The sequence below is a fragment of the Ruminococcus sp. 1001136sp1 genome (assembly GCF_039841815.1).
Classification (GTDB): domain Bacteria; phylum Bacillota; class Clostridia; order Lachnospirales; family Lachnospiraceae; genus Blautia_A; species Blautia_A faecis.
In genome coordinates this window covers 1-21715 of the sequence record NZ_JBDPGY010000031.1, presented here as the reverse complement: position 1 = coordinate 21715, position 21715 = coordinate 1, and the positions used below count along the sequence as shown (strand labels likewise).

The following is a 21715-nucleotide window of genomic DNA, read 5'->3' as shown; positions in this document are numbered from 1 at the left end:
TCAGAATAGCTCTGAATAAGGTTTCTTTATTTAAAAGAAAGGAAAAGTTAAAGATTCATGGCTGAGAAGATAAGAGAAGGAAAAGTAAGATGTTCCTTTTGCCAGAAAACCGAGGATCAGGTCCGCAAATTAATCGCCGGACCAGATGGGGCCTACATCTGCGATGAGTGTGTAGGTATCTGCTCGGAAATCATGGAGGAAGAATTTGGAGGATACGATCAGGAAGATATTCTTGGATCTGAGATCAATCTGATGAAACCAGAGGAAATCCATGCAATTCTGGACGACTATGTAATCGGACAGGATGAGGCCAAGAAAGCACTTTCTGTTGCTGTATACAATCATTACAAACGTGTTACTGCTTCCAGAAATCTGGATGTAGAGCTTCAGAAGAGCAACATCCTTATGCTTGGACCAACTGGTTCCGGTAAGACACTTCTTGCCCAGACACTGGCAAGACTTCTGAATGTACCGTTTGCCATTGCAGACGCCACTACCCTGACAGAGGCAGGATATGTAGGTGAAGATGTTGAGAATATTCTTCTGAAAATCATTCAGGCTGCTGATTATGATATTGACAGAGCACAGTACGGAATTATTTATATAGATGAGATCGACAAGATCACACGTAAATCAGAGAATGTTTCCATCACTCGTGATGTTTCCGGAGAGGGTGTACAGCAGGCACTTCTGAAAATTCTGGAAGGCACTGTTGCAAGTGTTCCTCCTCAGGGTGGAAGAAAGCATCCGCATCAGGAATTCATCCAGATTGATACTACAAATATTCTGTTTATCTGTGGCGGTGCCTTTGACGGTCTGGAGAAGATCATTGAGGGAAGACAGGATACCAAGGCAATTGGTTTTGGCGCAGAAGTCGCTTCCAAAGAGGAACAGAATGTTGGTGAACTGTTCAAGCAGGTAATGCCTGAGGATCTGATCCGTTATGGACTGATTCCGGAGTTTGTAGGACGTGTGCCTGTAGTGGTAACCTTAGACGGACTTGATGAAAACGCACTTCTTCGCATCCTTCAGGAGCCGAAGAACGCACTGACCAAGCAGTACCATAAACTGTTTGAACTTGATGGAGTAGAGCTTGATTTTGAGGATGAAGCACTTCGTGTTATGGCGAGAAAGTCCATGGAACGTAAAACCGGAGCCAGAGGACTTCGTGCGATCATGGAGAGCACTCTTATGGATCTGATGTATAAGACTCCGTCTGACGACACCATTCGTAAATGCATTATTACAAAAGAAGCTGTAGAGGGAACTGGTGAACCTCAGATCGTTCATGGGGAAGCTCCTGCACAGCCGGTGAATCCGGCAAATACAGGCAGAAGAAGCCAGCGTGCACACAAAAAGGGCACTCCGGAAACAGCCTGATGAAGGGATTTGACTACAAATGAGTGAGCCAATCAATGTACTTCCTGCCCTTGCCCTTCGCGGAACTACCATTCTTCCGGGAATGATCATCCATTTCGATGTAAGCAGGGAACGTTCCAAAAAGGCAATCGAAGCGGCAATGTTTCAGGATCAGAAGATCTTTCTGGTAACCCAGAAGGATCCCCAGATTGAAGATCCTGGATTTGTACAGCTGTTTCAGGTAGGAACTATTGCATATATTAAGCAGGTTGTGAAACTTCCTGACAACCTGCTGCGTGTTCTTGTTGAGGGAAAAAGAAGAGCAGAACTTCTTGGCCTGGAACAGGAGACACCATATTTAAGAGCAGAGACTGTTCTTGTTAATGAGGAAGAAGAGGAACTGCCTCAGGCGATGCTGGAGGCAATGTACAGAAGTATCAGGGAGCTGTTCCAAACTTATTGCGCTAAGGGTGGAAAGATTGGAAAAGAACTGTCTGCCCAGATCATGAATATAGAGAAAGCACCGGAGCTGATCGACCAGATCGTAATTAATCTGCCTCTTTCCTGGCAGAGCAAACAGAAGCTTCTGGAGGCAGCCAGGCTGACAGACAGATATGAGCTTCTTGGTGCCATTTTGAGCAATGAGATCAATGTGCTGGATATCAGCCACGACCTTCAGCAGAAACTGAAAAAGCGTGTAGATAAAAACCAGCGTGAATATATTTTGAGAGAACAGCTGAAACTGATACGGGAGGAGCTTGGCGAGGACAATACTGCTGATGAGGCTGAGGAGTTCCGCAGAAAAGCCAAAGAGCTTACTGCTTCCCAGGAAGTAAAGGATCGCATTTTCAAAGAAATCGGCCGCTTTAAAATCACCAGCACCAATGCCGCTGAGAGCAGCATTCTGCGGGGATATATTGAGACACTTCTTTCCCTTCCGTGGGATAAGTGCTCTGAAGATTCTGAAGACCTGAAGACAGCCTGGAAGATTCTTGAAGAAGGTCATTATGGTCTGAAGGATGTAAAAGAGCGTATTATGGAATTCCTGTCTGTACGTAAGCTGACACATAAAGGAAAATCTCCTATACTTTGCCTTGTGGGACCTCCTGGAACCGGTAAGACTTCTATTGCCAAATCTGTTGCAGAAGCCACTGGCAAGCGTTATGTCCGTATCTGTCTTGGTGGTGTGAAGGATGAAGCTGAGATCCGCGGACATAGAAAGACTTATGTGGGTGCTATGCCGGGAAGGATTACGGTTGCCCTTCAGCAGGCAAAGGTTGCCAATCCGCTTATGCTTCTGGACGAAATTGACAAGACGAGCAGTGATTACAAGGGAGATACTTCTTCTGCGCTTCTTGAGGTGTTGGATCCGGAGCAGAACAGTCATTTCAATGACCATTATGTGGAGCTTCCCCAGGATCTTTCAGAGGTGTTGTTTATTGCAACAGCCAACGATATTCAGGGAATCCCAAGACCGCTTCTTGACCGAATGGAGGTCATTGAGATCAGCGGTTATACGGAGAATGAGAAAGAGCACATTGCAAAGGAGCATCTGATTCCCAAGCAAATGGAAGCCAATGGAATTGAGAAAGGCAAACTTTCCATTCAGGGCGGCGCTCTTCGAAAAATCATCAATAATTATACGAAGGAAGCCGGTGTCCGCAATCTGGAACGTCTCATCGGTCAGATCTGTCGTAAGACAGCACGTCTGATCATGGAAGATGGCAAAGAGAAGGTAACGGTCACTGGCAAGAACCTTGAGAGCTTTCTGGGGCAGGAGAAATACAATTACCTGATGGCGAATAAAAAGGATGAGGTTGGTATCGCAAGAGGTCTTGCCTGGACACAGGTTGGCGGTGATACCCTTCAGATCGAAGTAAATATTATGCCGGGTAAAGGGGAATTTGTGCTTACCGGACAGCTTGGAGACGTGATGAAGGAGTCTGCAACAGCGGGCATCAGCTACATCCGCTCTGTAGCAGCCAGATATGGAATCAATCAGGAATTTTTCCAGGAAAATGACATTCACGTACATATTCCGGAAGGGGCAGTGCCAAAGGACGGTCCGTCAGCCGGAATTACCATGGCAACTGCAATGCTTTCTGCCATTATTGACAAGCCGGTAAGAGCGGATCTTGCCATGACTGGTGAGATCACCTTAAGAGGTCGTGTACTTCCAATCGGCGGACTGAAAGAGAAGCTTCTTGCAGCTAAGTACGCCAAGATTAAAGAAGTACTGGTTCCAAAGTCCAATAAACCGGATATCAAAGAACTGGATGAGGAGATCACAGACGGACTGAAGATCACGTTTGTGGAAAATATGAATGAAGTGCTGGAACGGGCACTTGCCTGAAATGAGAGGTAGGAAAAATGGTAATTAAAAACGTTTCACTGGATATCGTTTGTGGTATCACCAGCAAACTGCCAGACACAGGAAGACCTGAAATTGCTTTTGCAGGGAAATCCAATGTGGGAAAATCCTCCCTCATTAACGGTCTGCTGAACCGAAAAGCGCTGGCAAGAACAAGTTCCCAGCCGGGAAAAACACAGACTATCAATTTTTATAATGTAAATGATTTTATGTACCTTGTGGATCTTCCAGGTTATGGATATGCCAAGGTTCCGGAGACCGAGAAGGCGAAGTGGGGAAAGATGATCGAGCGTTATCTTCATACCTCACAGACTCTGAAGGCAGTATTTCTCCTGATCGACATCCGGCACGATCCATCTGCAAATGATAAGCTGATGTATGACTGGATCGTAAATAACGGATACAATCCGATCATTATTGCAACCAAGCTGGATAAGCTGAAAAGAAGTCAGGTACAGAAGAATATTAAGGCTATCAAGGACGGACTGAAGCTGCGCCCGGGCAGTAAGATCATTCCTTTTTCCGCTGAGACAAAGCAGGGAAAAGATGAAATCTGGGCGTTAATGGACGAGTTGACCGGTGCAGTTCCGGCAGCTACGGACGAGCTGAAGGCCTGACAGACGAGGAAAAAGAATATGGGAATTATCAAGGCATTCAAGCTGGGATTTGACTATCTCAAGTATGATGAGGACGGCAATGTGGAAGCAACGCAGCGTGCTGTCAATGATGTAAACCTGGACATTGAAGCCGGCGATTTTGTGGCCGTTCTGGGGCACAATGGTTCCGGAAAATCCACATTGGCGAAGCAGATAAATGCATTGCTTATCCCTTCAGAGGGAACCATGTGGGTGGATGATATGGACACAGCCAAGGAGCCGGAGCTGTGGAAAATCCGCCAGAAAGCGGGGATGGTTTTTCAGAATCCGGACAACCAGATCATTGGTACGGTTGTGGAAGAGGATGTAGGCTTTGGTCCTGAGAATATGGGAGTACCTACAGACGAAATCTGGAAGCGTGTGGATGACAGTCTGAAAAAGACAGGAATGACCGCTTACCGTTATCAGTCTCCGAACAAGCTTTCCGGAGGCCAGAAACAAAGAGTGGCCATCGCAGGTGTTGTGGCGATGCGTCCAAGCTGTATTGTACTGGACGAGCCAACTGCAATGCTTGACCCGAATGGTAGGAAAGAAGTATTGAAAGCCGTTTCCGAGCTCAATAAAAAAGAAAATGTAACCGTTGTCCTGATTACCCATTATATGGAAGAAGTGATCCATGCCAACAAGGTTTATGTGATGGATGGTGGAAATGTGGTAATGCAGGGAACTCCAAGAGAAATTTTTTCCCAGGTAGAGACACTGAAGAAATACCGGCTGGATGTACCCCAGGTGACATTGCTCGCCCATGAGCTTCACAAGGCTGGCGTGGACATTCCGGAAGGAATACTGACGAAAGAGGAATTGGTGGGTGCATTATGTCGATAGAGCTTAAGAACGTGACCTATACTTACAGTCAGGGTACTGCTTATGAAAGCCACGCCCTGAAAGATATAAATCTTGTAATTCCGGATGGACAGTTCATTGGTGTGATTGGTCATACTGGAAGCGGAAAATCAACCTTGATCCAGCATTTTAATGCTTTGATCCAGCCTACAAGCGGTCAGATCCTTTATAATAGAGAAGACGTGTGGGCGGAGAATTATAACCGCCGGGCTCTTCGAAGTGAGGTGGGGCTGGTATTCCAGTACCCGGAGCACCAGCTGTTTGAGAATACAGTTCTGGCAGATGTTTGCTTTGGCCCTATGAATCAGGGACTTTCCAGGGAGCAGGCTGAGGAAGAGGCAAAAAAGGCCCTTGCCCATGTAGGTGTGAAGGAAGAGAATTTTACCAAGTCTCCTTTCGAGCTTTCAGGAGGCCAGAAGAAACGGGTTGCCATTGCAGGTGTTCTGGCAATGAACCCGAAAATCCTGATCCTGGATGAGCCTACTGCAGGGCTCGACCCACAGGGAAGAGATGACATTCTGGATCAGATTGCGGCTCTTCATAAGATGAGAGGAATTACCATTATCCTGGTTTCTCATAGCATGGAGGACATTGCCAAATATGTGGAACGCCTGATCGTTATGAATCATGGGGAAATGGTATTTGACGATACACCGAAGAATGTATTTTCCCATTATAAGGAACTGGAAGGAATGGGACTTGCGGCACCGCAGATCACCTATATCATGCATGCGCTTTCCGAAAATGGCCTGAATGTGGATACCACAGCTACCACTGTGGAGGAAGCCAGAGATACGATTCTGGAAGCTTTAAAGAAGCAGAAGCCTTCACTTCTTAAGAAGGGAGGCAGAAACGAATGATCAGAGATATTACCATTGGACAGTATTATCCGGCAGATTCCGTGATTCATAAGCTGGATCCAAGAACCAAACTGGTAGGAACCATTGGATTTATTGTATCTGTATTTTTGTTCCACACCTTCGCTGGATATGCAGTGGCTACTATATTTCTTGCAGGAATGATCCTTTTGTCCAAGGTTCCTGTGAAGTTTATTTTTAAAGGTCTGAAGACTATTTTCATGCTGCTTCTGATCACCATATTTTTTAATATGATTCTTACCCCTGGTGAGGTGATATGGAAGCTGGGATTTATTAAGGTGACAAAGGAAGGTCTGGTGCTGGCAGGTACTATGGCGATCCGACTGGTTTATCTGGTGATTGGTTCTTCCATTATGACATTGACGACGACACCTAACCAGCTGACTGATGGCCTGGAGCGTCTGCTCCGCCCGCTGAATAAGCTTCATGTACCAGTACATGATATTGCTATGATGATGTCGATCGCCCTACGTTTTATCCCTATTCTTCTGGAAGAAACGGATAAGATTATGAAAGCGCAGATTGCCCGCGGAGCTGATTTCGAGAATGGGAATCTGATCCAGAAGGCGAAGAACATGGTTCCCCTTCTGGTGCCGCTGTTTATTTCCGCATTCCGCCGGGCAAATGATCTGGCCATGGCAATGGAGGCAAGGTGCTATCATGGCGGGGATAACAGGACACAGATGAAACCGCTTTGTTATAAAAAAAGAGATCATATGGCATATGTGATTTTGGCAGCGTATCTGGCTGTTGCAATTGGATTTAGGGCAGCTGGAATTTAAATCGACTGAACATCCATTTAAAAAGTTATAGTTCCCTCATCTGTATTCAGAGTCTTAAAATAGACTACGGATGCAGATGAGGGAATTTTCACAAGGAGAAAGATGATGAAACGAATTGGACTTGTTGTAGCATATGATGGAACGAATTATTGCGGCTGGCAGACACAGCCCAATGGAATTACAGTACAGGGAGTGTTGAATGATACACTTTCTGAGCTTCTGGGAGAAAAGATTGAAACGATTGGTGCCAGTCGTACAGATGCAGGCGTACACGCCTTTGGAAACGTAGCGGTATTTGATACCAACACCCGCATCCCGGGAGAGAAGATTTCTTATGCGCTGAACCAGCGTCTGCCGGAGGATATCCGGATTCAGATGTCCGAAGAAGTGGAACCGGACTTCCATCCAAGATACTGTGACAGTGAGAAAACATATGAATATCGCATTCTGAACCGCAAATTTCCGGTACCAACTGAGCGGCTTTATTCCTATTTCTATCATTACAAATTAGATGTGGACAAAATGAGAGAGGCAACATCCTACCTGATCGGAAGGCATGATTTTGCCAGTTTCTGCGGCTCCGGAGCCCAGGTGAAAACAACTATCCGTACGGTTACCGGAATTGAAGTTTTCCGTGATGGTGACATAGTTACGATTCGCGTTTCGGGAACTGGTTTCCTCTATAATATGGTCCGCATTATTTCCGGCACCTTGATTGAAATCGGAAATGGACAGTATCCACCGGAGCGCATGCAGAAAATCCTGGATGCCAAAGACCGTTCCGCTGCTGGTCCTACCGCACCGGCGCAGGGACTCACCCTGATGGGGATACAGTTCTTTGATTAATGAGTAACGTTGCTATTTAATGTGTTGAAAAGTTCTTCAGGAGGGACGCATTTGGACAATGTGTATTACTCACTCGCCGGCGCAACGCTCCAGCGAACTAATCGCTAACTGTGACTAATGCGTTCGGGAGAGCCCTCACGCATAAGTCTTCGTAAGCGCTGGATTTCGCTTACGCTAAGAGCGCGCCTAAAATGGCTCGCTGGAGTAATACACATTGCCCAAATGCTGTGTGTCGGCTGAAACTGATGCTGTTTAGGAACTTTTAACAAGGAGGTGGTGGGAGTGATTGGTTTCCCGATACTTTCTTGGCAATGATAGATTAGGTAAAACTAATAAAGCTGCGAAGTATCAACCATCTAAATGGGATATCGAAGGCACATAAAATAATATGTCAAGTTTTTTACTTGCAAAACAGCCCTAAAAATATGCAAATACTTCATCAAAATTGTAAAAGCCGCTAATTTCGGGCAAAATCTCTATAAACTTTCGTTTGCGATACAGTATAGGGAAACCAGTCACTCTCCCTCCCCCCCCTGTTGAAAGTTCCTATGTATAAATAAGTCCCAGCCAGTACACAGCATTTGGGCAATGGTTATTGCTCCAGCGAGTGAGCAATAACCATTGTCCGAATGCGTCCGCCTTGAACAACTTTCAACATATTAAATAGCAAATTTTCGAGATGCACCTTTCCAATACTTCTTTTTGGCATATCACTTCACATATTAAAAATGTCAATAGCACATAATTACAATCTAGCACTATTCCATAACAAAAATGTCCACCCCAGCACAATTTTGTGCATATCATAACACAAAAATTGAAAGGGCAATCCAAAATTAGTCCATTTTACACAGAGTATCGATATGATATTATAATCCCATCAAAAAGCTATAGAACATAGCAAATAAAAATGATACGGGAGGTTTTTTCATGAAGAGAAAAGTAGCAATGGCAATGGTAGCAGCAATGGCAGTTGGTTCACTTGCAGTTCCGGTAATGGCAGAAGACGGAGCAGCTGGCGGAAAGATCGGTATTTCAATGCCTACACAGTCTCTGGAGCGTTGGAATCGTGATGGTTCCTATCTGCAGAAACAGTTCGAAGATGCTGGATACGAAGTAGAGCTTACATACTCTGACAACGAGACAGACCGTCAGGTAAACGATATTCAGAACCTGATTTCCGACGGAGTTAACCTGTTAGTTGTAGCAGCTATCGATGGCGAGGCTCTTAATACAGTTATGGATGAAGCAGCAGATGCAGGAATCCCGGTTATTTCCTATGACCGTCTGATCAAGTCCGACGCTGTTTCCTATTATATTTCTTTTGATAACTACACAGTAGGTACCCTTCAGGGACAGTACGTAGTAGATTCTCTGGATCTGGACAATGCTGGAGACAAGACATACAATATCGAGTTTACAGCTGGTGATCCTGCTGATAACAATGCCGGATACTTCTTCAATGGAGCATTTGATGTATTAAAACCATACATTGATGCAGGAACCTTAAATGTTGTTTCCGGACAGACTGATTTTGATTCTGTTGCAACACCTGCATGGGATACCCAGACAGCACTTGAAAGAATGCAGAATATTCTGGCATCCTACTATGCAGACGGAACACAGCTTGACGTAGCTCTTTGCTCCAACGACTCCACAGCACTTGGTGTAACACAGGCAATCGAGTCTGACTATGCTGGTGATAACACAGTTCTGATCACAGGACAGGATGGTGATGAAGCAAACCTTGCAAACATCGTTGACGGAAAACAGTCCATGACCGTTTACAAAGCAGTTGCCAATGAAGCAGTCGTAACACTTGACCTTGCAAAAGCAATGCTGGCTGGTGATACAGTTGATGAGTCTCTGATTGAAAAATCTGGTTGGGATTTCGAGTGTGCATATGATACAGAGTCCTATGAGACATCTGAAGGCAACAAATGCCCATCCTTCCTTCTGGTTCCTACAGTTGTAACAAAAGACAACCTTCAGGAAGCACTGGTTGACCCAGGATACTACACAATGGATGATGACGGATATCTTCATCCGGCAAACTAATGAAGGCTGAACGAAAACGTCATACAAATCAAAAATAAAGGTTTAAATGTGGGCGGGGTGAAAAGCCCCGCCTGTTTTATGGGAAAGGGGGCGCCATTTTGGCTGACAATATTTTAGTAATGGAACACATTACGAAGGAATTCCCCGGTGTCAAAGCTTTGGATAACGTTAACCTTGAAGTTCAGCGTGGCGAGATTCATGCGCTGATCGGTGAGAACGGTGCGGGAAAGTCCACATTGATGAACGTATTAAGTGGTCAGTATCCATACGGCAGCTATACTGGAACGGTTACCTACGAGGGTGAAGAGTGTAAGTTTAAAAAGCTTAATGACAGCGAGGCAAAAGGTATCGTTATTATTCACCAGGAGCTTGCATTGATCCCACTGCTTTCCATCGGTGAAAACATGTTTCTTGGAAACGAGATCAAAAATAAAAGAGGAGCCATCGACTGGGATAAAACATACAGCGAGGCTGAGAAACACATGGCTCAGGTAGGTCTTCATGAATCTGCCCAGACCCTGATCAAAGATATCGGAACCGGCAAACAGCAGCTGGTAGAAATTGCGAAAGCTTTTTCAAAAGATGTTAAACTGCTCATCCTGGATGAGCCGACTTCATCCCTGAATGATGAAGATGCAAAGATGCTTCTGGACCTGCTTATGGAATTTAAGAAACAGGGACTGACATCTATTATTATCACACACAAACTGAATGAGATCATTTACTGTGCAGACCGTTGTACCATTCTTCGAGACGGAAGCACAATCGAGACACTTACAAAAGGCGTGGATGACTTAAGCGAGGACAGGATCATCAAAGGAATGGTTGGACGTCCTATGGAAGATCGTTATCCGAAACGTGAGCACAATGTAAGTAAAGAAGTGATGCTGGAGGTAAAGAACTGGACGGTTCATCATCCTCTGTATCCGGAAAAAATAGTAGACGACAATATTTCCTTTAAAGTACATAAAGGTGAGGTTGTTGGTTTCTCAGGACTGCAGGGTGCAGGCCGTACAGAGCTGGCAATGTCCATCTTCGGTAAGAGCTATGGAAGCGCAATTTCCGGAGAATTGTACATAAAGGGTGAAAAAGTAGATTTGAAAGATCCTCGTGCAGCCATCCAGCATGGTCTTGCATATGTAACTGAGGACCGTAAGACAAACGGACTGATCCTTGATGAGTCCATTCGTTTCAATACAACTCTTGCCCGTCTGAACAAAGTCTGTGATAATGGAATTATCAACACGGACCTTGAGGTACAGCTGGCGGAGCAGATGACAAAAGAAATGGGAACGAAAACACCTTCCAATGAACAGCGTATTGGTAACCTGTCTGGTGGTAACCAGCAGAAAGCCCTTCTTGGAAAGTGGATGTTTACAGAACCGGATATTTTGATTCTGGACGAACCTACCCGTGGTATCGACGTAGGTGCAAAATATGATATTTACTGTCTGATCAATCAGATGGTGGAACAGGGAAAATCTGTAATCATGATTTCCTCTGAAATGCCTGAAATCCTTGGTATGTGCGACCGGGTTTACATTATGAATGAAGGCAAGATGGCCGGTGAGCTGGATGCGAAAGAAGCAACCCAGGAAGGCATCATGGCACATATCATGCAGAATCAGAAGAAATAATGAAAGGGGAAAACACTATGAATTCCAAAATCAAGGATTTTTTAAGAAAATATACGATGGTTATTGCACTTGTAATCGTATTTATCCTGTTCTGTGCTCTGACTGATGGACGACTTCTTTTCGCACAGAACATGTCAAACCTTATGCTCCAGAACGGATACGTACTGGTTCTTGCATGTGGTATGTTACTCTGTATCTTAACTGGTGGTAACATCGATCTTTCTGTTGGATCTGTTATCTGCTTCGTTGGTGGTGTTGCAGCTGTCCTGATCGGCAGCAAGGGCTTCAATCCATTTATCACCATTCTCCTTTGCCTGGTAATCGGCCTTCTGGTTGGTGTATGGCAGGGCTACTGGATTGGTTATAAGAGAATTCCTCCATTTATCACAACACTTGCCGGCATGTTCATTTTCCGTGGATTTGGACGTCTGGTACTGGATAATAAGACAGTATCTATCCAGAACAAATCTTTCCTGAATGTATTTACATCCTACATTAACATTCCGGGACTTGATGATGGAAAGAAATATTCTGCACTGATCGTTGGTGTTCTGATCGCATGCTATATTATTTTCTCTACCATGCGTTCCAGAGCAAACAAAGCGAAAAAAGGTTATCGCCAGAATACAGCAGCTTCTGATTACAGCAGAGCAGCCGTGATTGCAGTTGTTATTCTGTGGTATTGCTACAAATTATATCAGTATAAAGGTATTTCCGTAATGCTTGTATGGGTAGTTGCAATCTGCATGATCTACAACTTCATCACATCCAAGACAGCGTTTGGACGTTACTTCTACGCAATCGGCGGTAACGAGAAAGCAACACAGCTTTCCGGTATCGATACAAATAAGGTTTATTTCATTGCATATACAAACATGGGCTTACTTGCTGGTCTTGCCGGTCTTCTCTGCGCAGCACGTGTAGGTTCTGTAAATGGTAGTACAGGTACATCCTTCGAGATGGATGCAATCGGTTCCTGTTTCATCGGTGGTGCTTCTGCATACGGTGGAAGTGGTACTGTAGGCGGTGTTGTAATCGGTGCTCTTCTCCTTGGTGTTATCAACATGGGTATGTCAATCATGGGTATCGGTGATTCCTGGCAGTATGTTGTAAAAGGTGCTGTACTTCTGATCGCAGTTGTATTTGATGTTATCTCTAACAGAAAATCCAACTAAATAATTGCAAAAAAACTGCTGAGAGTGCAGTAAAAAGTAATTAGAAAGGAGCTGTTGCAGAAATGCAATGGCTTCTTTTGCATATAGCATGCAAATATGGTAAACTGTAGATATTTGAAATCATATTTATAAAATGGCGGTTTGCCTACAGGCAAAAGCGCGGGCAATAAAGGAACTTATTAATTATGAAAAAATCCACATTGACTGTTTTTTTTATTATAGTAGGCTGTATGTTATTTCTCTCTGGAATCTGGATTTATTTCCAGAAAAAACTGGATCAGGTGGATCTTGGTGAAGGCGAGGGTGCATCCAGTTACGCAAAACATTATCTGATGATAGCAGGAGCGGAAAATACCCTGATGTGGGATTCCATCTATGAAAGCGCCAGCCAGGCGGCAAAGGATGCAGATGCTTATCTGGAATTGATCGAGCCCGGGCACGATTCCAATTATAGTCAGGCGGATTATCTGCGTATTGGAATTGCCTCCCAGGTGGACGGGATCATTCTGGAAGCTGATGGAAGCGATGAAGAGCAGGAACTGATCCAGGAGGCCTCAGATGCGGATATTCCAGTAGTTACGGTGCTGACAGATGATTCCTCCAGTGCCAGAATCAGCTTTGTTGGACTGAATAGTTATCAGCTGGGAAATGCTTACACGGAACAGATCCTTGGACTTTTAAAGGAGCATGAGAATACGCAGGTCCTTCTTTTGTCAAATTCCCAGTCCAAGACCCAGGAGACCAATCTGATTTATTACCAGATTAAAAAAGAACTGGAGGAAAAAAAGAAGGATTATCAGACCGTAACGATTTCAGAATACAACATTGACAGCAGCTCTGGCTTTGATACAGAGGAATTTGTCCGGGATATTTTTGTAAGCGAGGAGAACCTGCCAGATGTGCTGGTGTGCATGGACGAGGTTGTGACAGAGTGCGTTTACCAGGCTCTGGTTGACTATAACCAGGTTGGAAATGTGGATGTAGTTGGTTTTTATTATTCCGATGTAATTCTGGATGGTATCAGCAAAGGGATTATTTCTTCGGCTATCGCTCTGGATATGGATGAAATCGGAAGATACAGCGTGAATGCCCTGGAAGAGTTTTCCTCCTTGGGACATACCAGCAACTATTACAGTGTGGGTCAGCATGTGATCACCAGAAGCAATGTTGGGACTTACAGAACGGAGGGGAATTAAGTGAGAAAGAGAAAAGAAAGCCTTTCCGTCCAGAATTCCATACAGACAAGATTAAGCTTTGTTATGGCCCTTGTCATGGTATTTGTAGTATGCATCAATTTTTTTATCTTTGAACAGATCCATACCGGTGTAGACCGGATTGATGCTGTTTTTTCCAGCAATGCAGCGATTAATGATCTCTCGGACACCTTAAACAAGCTGGAAGGAACGGTTTACGAATATCTGAATATAAAGGGAACCAAGGCTCTGGAAAATTACTATCGCTATGAGCAGGATTACCGGGAGCTTCTGGATAAGCTGAATGACCGGAATGTGGATAATGAAGTAAAAATGCTGGAAAAAAATATACGCAGAATGTCAGAAAGCTATCTGAATCAGACCAGCGAGACTGTTCAGGCCAAGCGAGGCAGAAATATTGAGAAGTACAAGGCTTCTTATGAAAAAGAGCTGCAGCTTTATGAATATATCAATTCTTATATTTACAAGCTGAATAATCTGCGCTTCCGGATGAATTCCTCCAATTACCAGCTCCTGCTTTCTTCTATGGATGTACTGTATCGGCTGGCGCTGGTGGTTATTTTCATTGTGGCGGCAGTAGGTGTGGCTATTATCATTCTGTTTGTGCAATCCATGATCCGGCCGCTGACCCAGCTTTCCAGTACTGCGCATGAGGTTGCCATGGGAAATCTGAATGTGCCAATTCTGCCTGTTGTCTGCGAGGATGAGGTTGGCGTGGTAACCCGGAGCTTTAATCAGATGCTGGACAGCATACGCATTCATATTAAACAACAGCGTGAGAGTATAGAGAAGCAGGCACAGATGAAGGAGAGGGAGCTTCTTATGGAGACCCATCTGAAAGAAGCACAGCTGAAATATCTTCAGGCTCAGATCAATCCTCATTTCCTGTTTAACTGTCTGAATGCCGGGGCCCAGCTTGCCATGCTGGAGGATGCAGAGCGTACTGGCGTTTTTCTGGAAAAGATGGCAGACTTTTTCCGATATAATGTGCGGAAAATGGAGGATGATGCTCTTCTCTGGGAAGAGGTGGATGCAGTTGACAATTATATTTATATTTTAAATGTCCGATTTGCCGGAGATATCAATTATGAAAAAGATGTGGATGAGGGAATCGGGAATTTCAGGATTCCAAGCATGATTTTGCAGCCTCTGGTGGAAAATGCCGTGCAGCATGGAATTCACGACTGTATGGAAACTGGAAAAATCAGAATGTCCATTCACAAGGATGGGGATGACCTGGAAATCACAGTCAGTGATAATGGCGCCGGAATGACACAGGAGATGATTCAATCCGTTATGGCAGGGAAAGCACGAAATAATGGAGAGGACCGTTATTCTACAGGCATAGCAGTAGGAAATGTAATTGACAGATTGGAATTGTATTATAAACAAAAAGATCTTCTTACCATAGAAAGTGAGGGCCTTGGACTTGGAACCAGTGTGCATATCACCTTACCGGTGGAGGTTGAAGGTACCAGTGAATGAGTAAAAAGTGATAGCATGGAGTATGCTGCAATAAGCAGTGACAGAGGCTGAATAAAGGGGAGCAAAAAAATGTACCGTATTCTGATAGCAGATGATGAAGGACTTATGCTGGAAGCTTTTAAAGGAGTGATTCTGGCTGAATTCGGAGATAAATGCAGTGTGGAAACTGCGAAAACAGGAAGGGCGGTAATCGAGAAGGCGGAGACCTTTCACCCGGATATTGTGTTTATGGATATTCACATGCCTGGAATTAACGGAATCCAGGCTATGCGGGAAATCCGGAAGTTCAACAATTCCGCCTTGTTTTATGTAGTTTCTGCATATGACAAATTTGATTACGCCAAAGAAGCCATCAATCTTGGTGTGGAACAGTATCTTACGAAACCGATTTCGAAAAGTAAGATTATTTCTGTGGTGGAAGAAGCGACAGCAAAGGTGGATAAGGTTCGTGATCAGAGAAGTAATCTGTTGAAAATCCAGGAAAAGCTAGAGACAGTTATCCCGGTTGTGGAATCTGGTTATGTGAATTCTCTTCTTTTCCAGAAGGAGATGGCAGCAGCAGGTTATTACCAGCAGCTTCTGGATATTGAATATGGCCAGGGTTATGTTATGGTGGTGCAGTTTGGACAAAGCTATGAAAATGGAAGACTGGTAAGCCCGGTTGGAATGAATGTGAAGGCGCAAAGCTTTTATCCGGAATTCCGGGATGTGGTGAAGTCTGCTTTTCCCTGTGTGGTTGGAAATATTATGTCCAACCGTATCCCTGTGGTAGTGCCTTGTGAAATTTTTCAGAATCCTTACGAAGACCGTATCGATCTGGTGGAAAAGGCAAGAGAACTGGTGACAAGGCTGGAAGGCAGACTGGATGCAAAATTCCGTGTGGGAATTGGAAGAGTATGGGAAATGGAAGAGCTTGAGAGATCTTACCGCGAAGCACTCCGGGCATTAAACGGAAGCCTGAGCAGGGTAATACATATAGAGGATCTTTCCCAGAATGGCGTCTATGACGAGGCTTTTCCCGGCAATGATGAGAAGAGGATGTTCCGCTGTCTTGAGGAGGGAAATGAGGAGGGGATGCTCCAGGAGGTGAACTTCTTCTGTGACTGGATGGTAGAGCATTATTCACAGGATATGAATAATATCCGCCTGAAAATACTGGAGTTTATTATCTGGGGAGAGAAGATTGCCTTTGACAGCGGCGCAATCAATTATGGATTTAGTTACCGCAGGGACTATTTGGATACTGCAATGTCGCTTTCTACCTATGAGGATCTTCGTAAATGGTTCCAGGAAAAGATGGTAAATGTATGCCGGGCAATCCGGGATCAGAAGGAAGATCAGTCCAATTCCGCGGTAAAGAAGGCCATGCTTTATATTCAGGAAAATTACAGCAGGGATATTTCTCTGGATGATGTGTCCAGTCAGGTGAATATCAGTCCTTATTATTTCAGCAAGATTTTTAAGGAGGAGACTGGAGAGAATTTTATTGAGTATCTGACCAGAGTCCGGATCGATAAAGCCAAAGAGCTTCTGGTAGATGCAAATGTGAGCGTAAAGGAAGCGGGAATTCAGAGCGGATATTCGGATCCCAATTATTTCAGCAGGATTTTTAAGAAGCAGATGGATATGACTCCAAGTGAGTATAAAGCGAGGTATGGAAAATGAGAAAGTGTCGTTGGCTGCTCTTGTCGCTGGCTTTGCTCCTGGCAGCTGCATTGGCAGCAGGTTGCGGAAATAAGCCTCAGGAGCCGCAGAAGAAAGAAGCAAAAGAGGAAGATAAGCTGCAGATCGGGCTTAGCTTTGACTCTTTTGTAATTGAGAGATGGTTGCGGGACCGGGATATGTTTGTTTCTACTGCCCAGAGCCTTGGAGCAGAGGTGAATGTGCAGGTAGCCGGAGGCGTTGTGGAAGAGCAGATTTCCCAGATAGAGTATTTCATTAAGAAAAAGATGGATGTGATCGTGGTGATCCCTATTGATGGAAATGCGCTGTATGATGTGCTGAAGGAAGCCCGGGAAATGGGGATTTATATAATCTGTTATGACCGCATTGTGGAAAATGTTAATGCAGATCTGTATATTACCATTGATAATGAAAAGGTTGGAACCCTTATGGGAGAGGCTCTGGTCAAGGCTTGCCCGGAGGGAGGAAATATTTTTGCCATCAATGGATCTCCTACAGACAGAAATGTGGATGAAGTTGTGCGTGGCTTCAATAAGGTTATTGAGGACAGTAATCTGAATGTGGTTTATACGGGATATTGCGATAACTGGATGGCAGAGCTGGCCGGAAATCATGTGACTCAGGGGTTGGAAGTTACAAAAGATATTGTAGGGGTGATGTGCGGAAATGATGATCTGGCAAGTCAGGCAGTGAAGGTATTGTCGGAGAATCGGCTGGCCGGGAAGGTTGCTGTGGTGGCCCAGGATGCGGATCTGGCAGCTTGTCAGAGGATTGTGGAAGGTACACAGGAAATGACTGTCTATAAGCCTATTGAACAGGAAGCGAATACGGCGGCCGAGTTCGCAGTGGCGCTTGGCAAAGGAGAGGATATTACTTCCGGAGAAGGGGAATACAAGGCAGTAGAAACCTTCAATGACGGGACATATGACATTCCTTATTATAAAATCGATCCAATCGCGGTGACGGCGGAAAATATGGATAAGGTGATCATTGACGGGGGATTTCATACGAGAGAGGATGTCTATTTGAATATTCGATAAGGAAAGGTACTTCAAAGCGGACGCAGTGCGGACGAAATAACAAAAAGACTGATTTTTCATGCAGCTGCATGAAGAACCAGTCTTTTTGTATGGGGAAAAGAATTTTTTATGAATATACTCTGTCGATTTGAATCACGGCACAATAGTTGCCATCATCCATATTGCGGATGCGTTCTTTGAGGAGATTTGTGATCTCCACGTTGGTGAGTTTGCATTCGAAAGGAACCGCTACGTCGAAGATCAGGTTTGTGTGGGTAGGACCTTCTACTATGCGAAAATCGTGAATGGAAAGACGACGGTCCAGATTGCGGGTGATTTCTTCAATCTGGCTGCGTATTTCATTGACCTCCTTGTTGTCTGTGACAATGGGATCAATGTGGATGGTGGCAGAACAATTCAGTTTGTCCTGAAGCTCATGCTCAATGTTGTCAATCTCATCATGGATGATCAGCAGATCTCCGTGGGCGGGAACCTCAGCGTGGAGGGAAAGAATCAGTCTGCCTGGACCGTAGTCATGGACAATCAGGTCATGCATGCCGTGGACAAGGGGATGGGCAAGAACGATCTCTTCAATTTCCTCTACTAAATTTTTTTCCGGGGCTTGTCCGAGAAGGGGATCAATGGTATCCTTCATTGTAGTGGTTCCGGTATAGAAGATAAAAATGCCCACCAGGACACCGAACCATCCGTCCAGCACCAGTCCGGTAAGCTGACTGATGATGGTTGCCAGAAGAACCAGGCTGGTGGAAACTGTGTCACTTAAACTGTCTCCGGCTGTAGCCTGCATGGCAGTACTGTCGATTTTGTGACCGATAGTGCGGTTATAGTAGTACATATATATTTTTACCAGAATAGATGCAATAAGGATAGCAATAATAACCGGGCTGCATTCAATGGGCTCCGGGGTGCGGATCTTGTCAATGGAGGAGCGGATCAGCTCGAAGCCCATGATCAGAATCGCAACTGAGACAAGAAGTCCGGAGATATATTCCATGCGTCCATGTCCAAAGGGATGCTCTGTATCCGGTTTTTGTCCGGAGAGCTTGAAGCCCACCAGAGTGATCACAGAGGAGCCTGCATCCGATAAGTTGTTGAAGGCATCCGCCGTGATGGCAATAGAGCCGCTTAGGATTCCGGCAAGCCATTTTCCTATAAAAAGAAAAATGTTCAAGGCAATTCCCACAGCTCCGCAGAGCATGCCATAAGACTGGCGAACCTGGGGGGAGTTGTAGTCTTTGTAATTTTTGATGAAAAAATGGGATAAAAATGTTATCATGAAAACTTCACCTCAAATAAAAGTAACTGTTCAGTTCTCTTACAGTTACGCGCTTTGTGATGCACAGAAAGGCGAACCCTCCTGCGGCACTTCCACAGCTGTCTCCTGGGGCTTTCATAGTGAAAATGCCTCGCGGAATAGTATTTGCTGAATAGTTATCTGAAAAAATAAAATAGTTACTGTGTATCCTGTGAATACATTCTTTTTAATGTAGCACATTGCGGAGAAAAATACCAGAGAAAATTTATAAAATGCCTGATTAAAGTGTGTATAAATTGTTGTTCCAAAAGACACCTGTTGTGGATGGGCGTGTATAAGGTGGAGGCAGCAAGCTGGCTTTGTGGAAAAATTGATCGGCAATCCAGTAAGAATGTGGAAAACTTTTTGAAAAAAAGATGGAAATATGGGGAAAAAGTGGTTGACAGAAACGGAGGCTTATAATATAATAACTCAATGTGACGTAGTGCGAGATACTTTAGCCAATAGCCCCGGCGACGGTATTTATCAGCGGTTTCGGACATTTCCGCAGTAATTGCACCATCGTTTCCATATTACTAACATATGCGAGAATTCGCATTTATACAAACAATCGTTGATAAATAACAGGAGGTAAAACCATGCAGACTTATATGGCTAATCCAGATAAAATCGAGAGAAAATGGTATGTAGTTGACGCTGAAGGTTGCACCCTTGGCCGTCTGGCTTCTGGCGTAGCAAGCGTTTTAAGAGGAAAGAACAAACCTCAGTTTACACCACACGTTGACACAGGTGATTATGTGATCGTTGTCAACGCTGATAAGATCAAAGTTACAGGAAAGAAAATGGATCAGAAGATCTACTACAATCACTCTGATTATGTAGGTGGAATGAAAGAGACTACATTAAAAGAGATGATGGCTAAGAAACCTGAGAAAGTTGTTGAGCTGGCAGTTAAAGGTATGCTTCCAAAAGGACCATTAGGAAGAGAAATGTACACAAAACTTTTCGTTTATGCCGGACCTGAACACAAACATGCGGCTCAGAAACCGGAAGTTTTAACATTTTAATTAGGAGGTAGAAAACATTGGCTAGCGCAAAATTCTACGGAACAGGAAGAAGAAAAAAATCAGTAGCAAGAGTTTACCTTACCCCAGGTACTGGTAAAATCACTATCAATAAAAGAGACATTGATGAGTATTTTGGATTAGACACACTTAAAGTTATCGTTCGTCAGCCACTGGCTGCTACCGAGACAGAAGGAAAATTTGACGTACTTGTAAACGTACATGGTGGCGGATACACAGGACAGGCTGGTGCTATCAGACATGGTATCTCCAGAGCACTCCTTGAGGCAGACAAAGAGTACAGACCAGTTCTTAAAGCAGCTGGATTCCTTACTCGTGATCCTCGTATGAAAGAGCGTAAGAAATACGGTCTCAAAGCAGCTCGTCGCGCTCCACAGTTCAGCAAGCGATAATCGACTGCTCAGACTATATCAAAATGGTTCAAAAACCCCGGGAAATCAAGGCTTTCCGGGGTTTTCTTACTTGTATAGCAATAAAAAGAAGCAGGACAATGGGAGATGAGACCCAATGTCCTGCTTCTCTGTTTATTCGGAACGAACTGTAATATATTTTTGATTGCGACTTTTAGGTTTATCGGGAATAGTCATTTCTAATTGCCCGGATTCTAAAAGCGGATTGATATGCTTCAAAGTGAAGTTTCTTAAATCTTTGAATCTGCAAAATATTGCAAGTTCTTTCTTGGATTTTGGTGTTGTGCAAAAAGCCAAAATCTGTTTGGACACCGTTGATAGTTCAATATCTTGGTGGGTAACTTGGTGGGCGCCACCCTCTAAGTTGTAGTTTACATTTTTCAAGATGACTCTGAAATCTGTCGCTGTTGAGGAAAATTCGGGCTTATATGCCTCTTTGTATCCGGGCAGCTGTTCAGTTTCACTGACGATTTTGCGCAGACCACTTCCACGGCGTTCCATGTACTTCATGCGGTGGAACAGGTCATCAATCACAGGGTTTCGTCGCATCGAACGAATACTGTAAATATCGTATTCTTTATCGTCCAGCGCATCATCAAAGATAGAGCCTTTTTCCAAGCCATTCTACCGGGTACAGAACATACGGGAGTTATAAACTGTGTGCTGATCGGTCATGAGCTTTCCGGCATTGGTCAAGAACCCATTTTTGTCAGCCAAACCGAAGGAGACATAATCGGATGGCTCGAAGCGGAGGCCGGTTCGTTCCAGATAGGTTGCCTCCAGGAGTGTGAAGCTGTAATCCTTTTTCACAGCTTCTGTTGTTAAGGTGTCAAAGGACTGATTGGTTCCCTTTAAGATCAATTCATTCACAATGTAATCAGGGGCAATTACGCTTTCATTTCCAACACGGATATATGCTTCCATCACGCCGTCTGCCT

Annotated in this window: 17 protein-coding genes and 1 pseudogene; 16 read left to right on the top strand and 2 right to left on the bottom strand. The window is 44.4% G+C overall.

Features of this window, described 5'->3' with window-relative positions:
- The first annotated feature begins 57 nt into the window (after positions 1 to 57).
- The 14 genes from clpX (at position 58) to ABHC48_RS18770 (ending at position 18027) form a co-directional block, all read left to right on the top strand.
- The gene (gene clpX / locus ABHC48_RS18835; RefSeq protein WP_118582711.1) at positions 58 to 1380 is read left to right on the top strand and encodes an ATP-dependent Clp protease ATP-binding subunit ClpX; all 1323 of its coding nucleotides are present in this window, start codon (positions 58 to 60) and stop codon (positions 1378 to 1380) included.
- A 19-nt stretch (positions 1381 to 1399) separates the two neighbouring features.
- On the top strand, positions 1400 to 3712 hold the full coding sequence (gene lon, locus ABHC48_RS18830; protein ID WP_195700383.1) for an endopeptidase La: 2313 nt from the start codon (positions 1400 to 1402) through the stop codon (positions 3710 to 3712).
- A gap of 17 nt (positions 3713 to 3729) precedes the next feature.
- A complete protein-coding gene (gene yihA, locus ABHC48_RS18825) occupies positions 3730 to 4347 on the top strand; it encodes a ribosome biogenesis GTP-binding protein YihA/YsxC (RefSeq protein WP_118582717.1) in 618 nt (205 codons plus the stop codon).
- Between the two features lie 18 nt (positions 4348 to 4365).
- The gene (locus ABHC48_RS18820; protein WP_118582720.1) at positions 4366 to 5211 is read left to right on the top strand and encodes an energy-coupling factor transporter ATPase; all 846 of its coding nucleotides are present in this window, start codon (positions 4366 to 4368) and stop codon (positions 5209 to 5211) included.
- Positions 5202 to 6089 (top strand): energy-coupling factor transporter ATPase, encoded by an 888-nt coding sequence (locus ABHC48_RS18815; RefSeq protein WP_195700382.1) that lies wholly within the window; start codon positions 5202 to 5204, stop codon positions 6087 to 6089. Before ABHC48_RS18820 ends, ABHC48_RS18815 begins: the two co-directional genes overlap by 10 nt.
- Positions 6086 to 6889, top strand: a complete 804-nt coding sequence (locus ABHC48_RS18810) for an energy-coupling factor transporter transmembrane component T (RefSeq protein ID WP_195700381.1) — start codon at positions 6086 to 6088, stop codon at positions 6887 to 6889. Before ABHC48_RS18815 ends, ABHC48_RS18810 begins: the two co-directional genes overlap by 4 nt.
- A 102-nt stretch (positions 6890 to 6991) precedes the next feature.
- Entirely contained in the window at positions 6992 to 7735 is a 744-nt protein-coding gene (truA, locus tag ABHC48_RS18805) for a tRNA pseudouridine(38-40) synthase TruA (protein ID WP_330602731.1), read from the top strand.
- A gap of 930 nt (positions 7736 to 8665) precedes the next feature.
- A complete protein-coding gene (locus ABHC48_RS18800; RefSeq protein ID WP_148461696.1) occupies positions 8666 to 9793 on the top strand; it encodes a sugar-binding protein in 1128 nt (375 codons plus the stop codon).
- 98 nt (positions 9794 to 9891) lie between these two features.
- Positions 9892 to 11430, top strand: coding sequence for a sugar ABC transporter ATP-binding protein (locus ABHC48_RS18795; RefSeq protein ID WP_118580468.1), 1539 nt, complete (start codon positions 9892 to 9894; stop codon positions 11428 to 11430).
- Positions 11431 to 11447: 17 nt separating this feature from the next.
- Positions 11448 to 12605 (top strand): sugar ABC transporter permease, encoded by a 1158-nt coding sequence (locus tag ABHC48_RS18790; RefSeq protein WP_118580516.1) that lies wholly within the window; start codon positions 11448 to 11450, stop codon positions 12603 to 12605.
- A gap of 185 nt (positions 12606 to 12790) precedes the next feature.
- Positions 12791 to 13801, top strand: a complete 1011-nt coding sequence (locus ABHC48_RS18785; RefSeq protein ID WP_195700380.1) for a substrate-binding domain-containing protein — start codon at positions 12791 to 12793, stop codon at positions 13799 to 13801.
- Entirely contained in the window at positions 13802 to 15304 is a 1503-nt protein-coding gene (locus ABHC48_RS18780) for a histidine kinase (RefSeq protein ID WP_195700379.1), read from the top strand. It begins immediately after the preceding gene.
- A 69-nt stretch (positions 15305 to 15373) separates the two neighbouring features.
- Positions 15374 to 16969 (top strand): response regulator, encoded by a 1596-nt coding sequence (locus tag ABHC48_RS18775; protein ID WP_173719578.1) that lies wholly within the window; start codon positions 15374 to 15376, stop codon positions 16967 to 16969.
- Positions 16966 to 18027 carry a substrate-binding domain-containing protein gene (locus ABHC48_RS18770; protein WP_195700378.1) on the top strand — a complete coding sequence of 354 codons (1062 nt, stop codon included), beginning with the start codon at positions 16966 to 16968 and terminating at the stop codon, positions 18025 to 18027. Before ABHC48_RS18775 ends, ABHC48_RS18770 begins: the two co-directional genes overlap by 4 nt.
- A 106-nt stretch (positions 18028 to 18133) precedes the next feature.
- Here ABHC48_RS18770 and ABHC48_RS18765 read toward each other — a convergent pair whose 3' ends face one another.
- Positions 18134 to 19303: a cation diffusion facilitator family transporter gene (locus ABHC48_RS18765; RefSeq protein ID WP_195700377.1), complete on the bottom strand. Its 1170-nt coding sequence runs from the start codon at positions 19301 to 19303 to the stop codon at positions 18134 to 18136.
- 617 nt (positions 19304 to 19920) lie between these two features.
- On the opposite strand from ABHC48_RS18765, the gene rplM reads away from it, so the two are divergent.
- Together rplM and rpsI are read left to right on the top strand one after the other, a co-directional pair.
- The gene (gene rplM / locus ABHC48_RS18760) at positions 19921 to 20349 is read left to right on the top strand and encodes a 50S ribosomal protein L13 (RefSeq protein WP_117853326.1); all 429 of its coding nucleotides are present in this window, start codon (positions 19921 to 19923) and stop codon (positions 20347 to 20349) included.
- Between the two features lie 17 nt (positions 20350 to 20366).
- Entirely contained in the window at positions 20367 to 20759 is a 393-nt protein-coding gene (rpsI, locus tag ABHC48_RS18755; RefSeq protein WP_118580486.1) for a 30S ribosomal protein S9, read from the top strand.
- A 132-nt stretch (positions 20760 to 20891) separates the two neighbouring features.
- On the opposite strand, the pseudogene ABHC48_RS18750 reads toward rpsI, so the two are convergent.
- Positions 20892 to 21715: pseudogene (locus ABHC48_RS18750) on the bottom strand (ATP-binding protein); the annotation flags it as partial.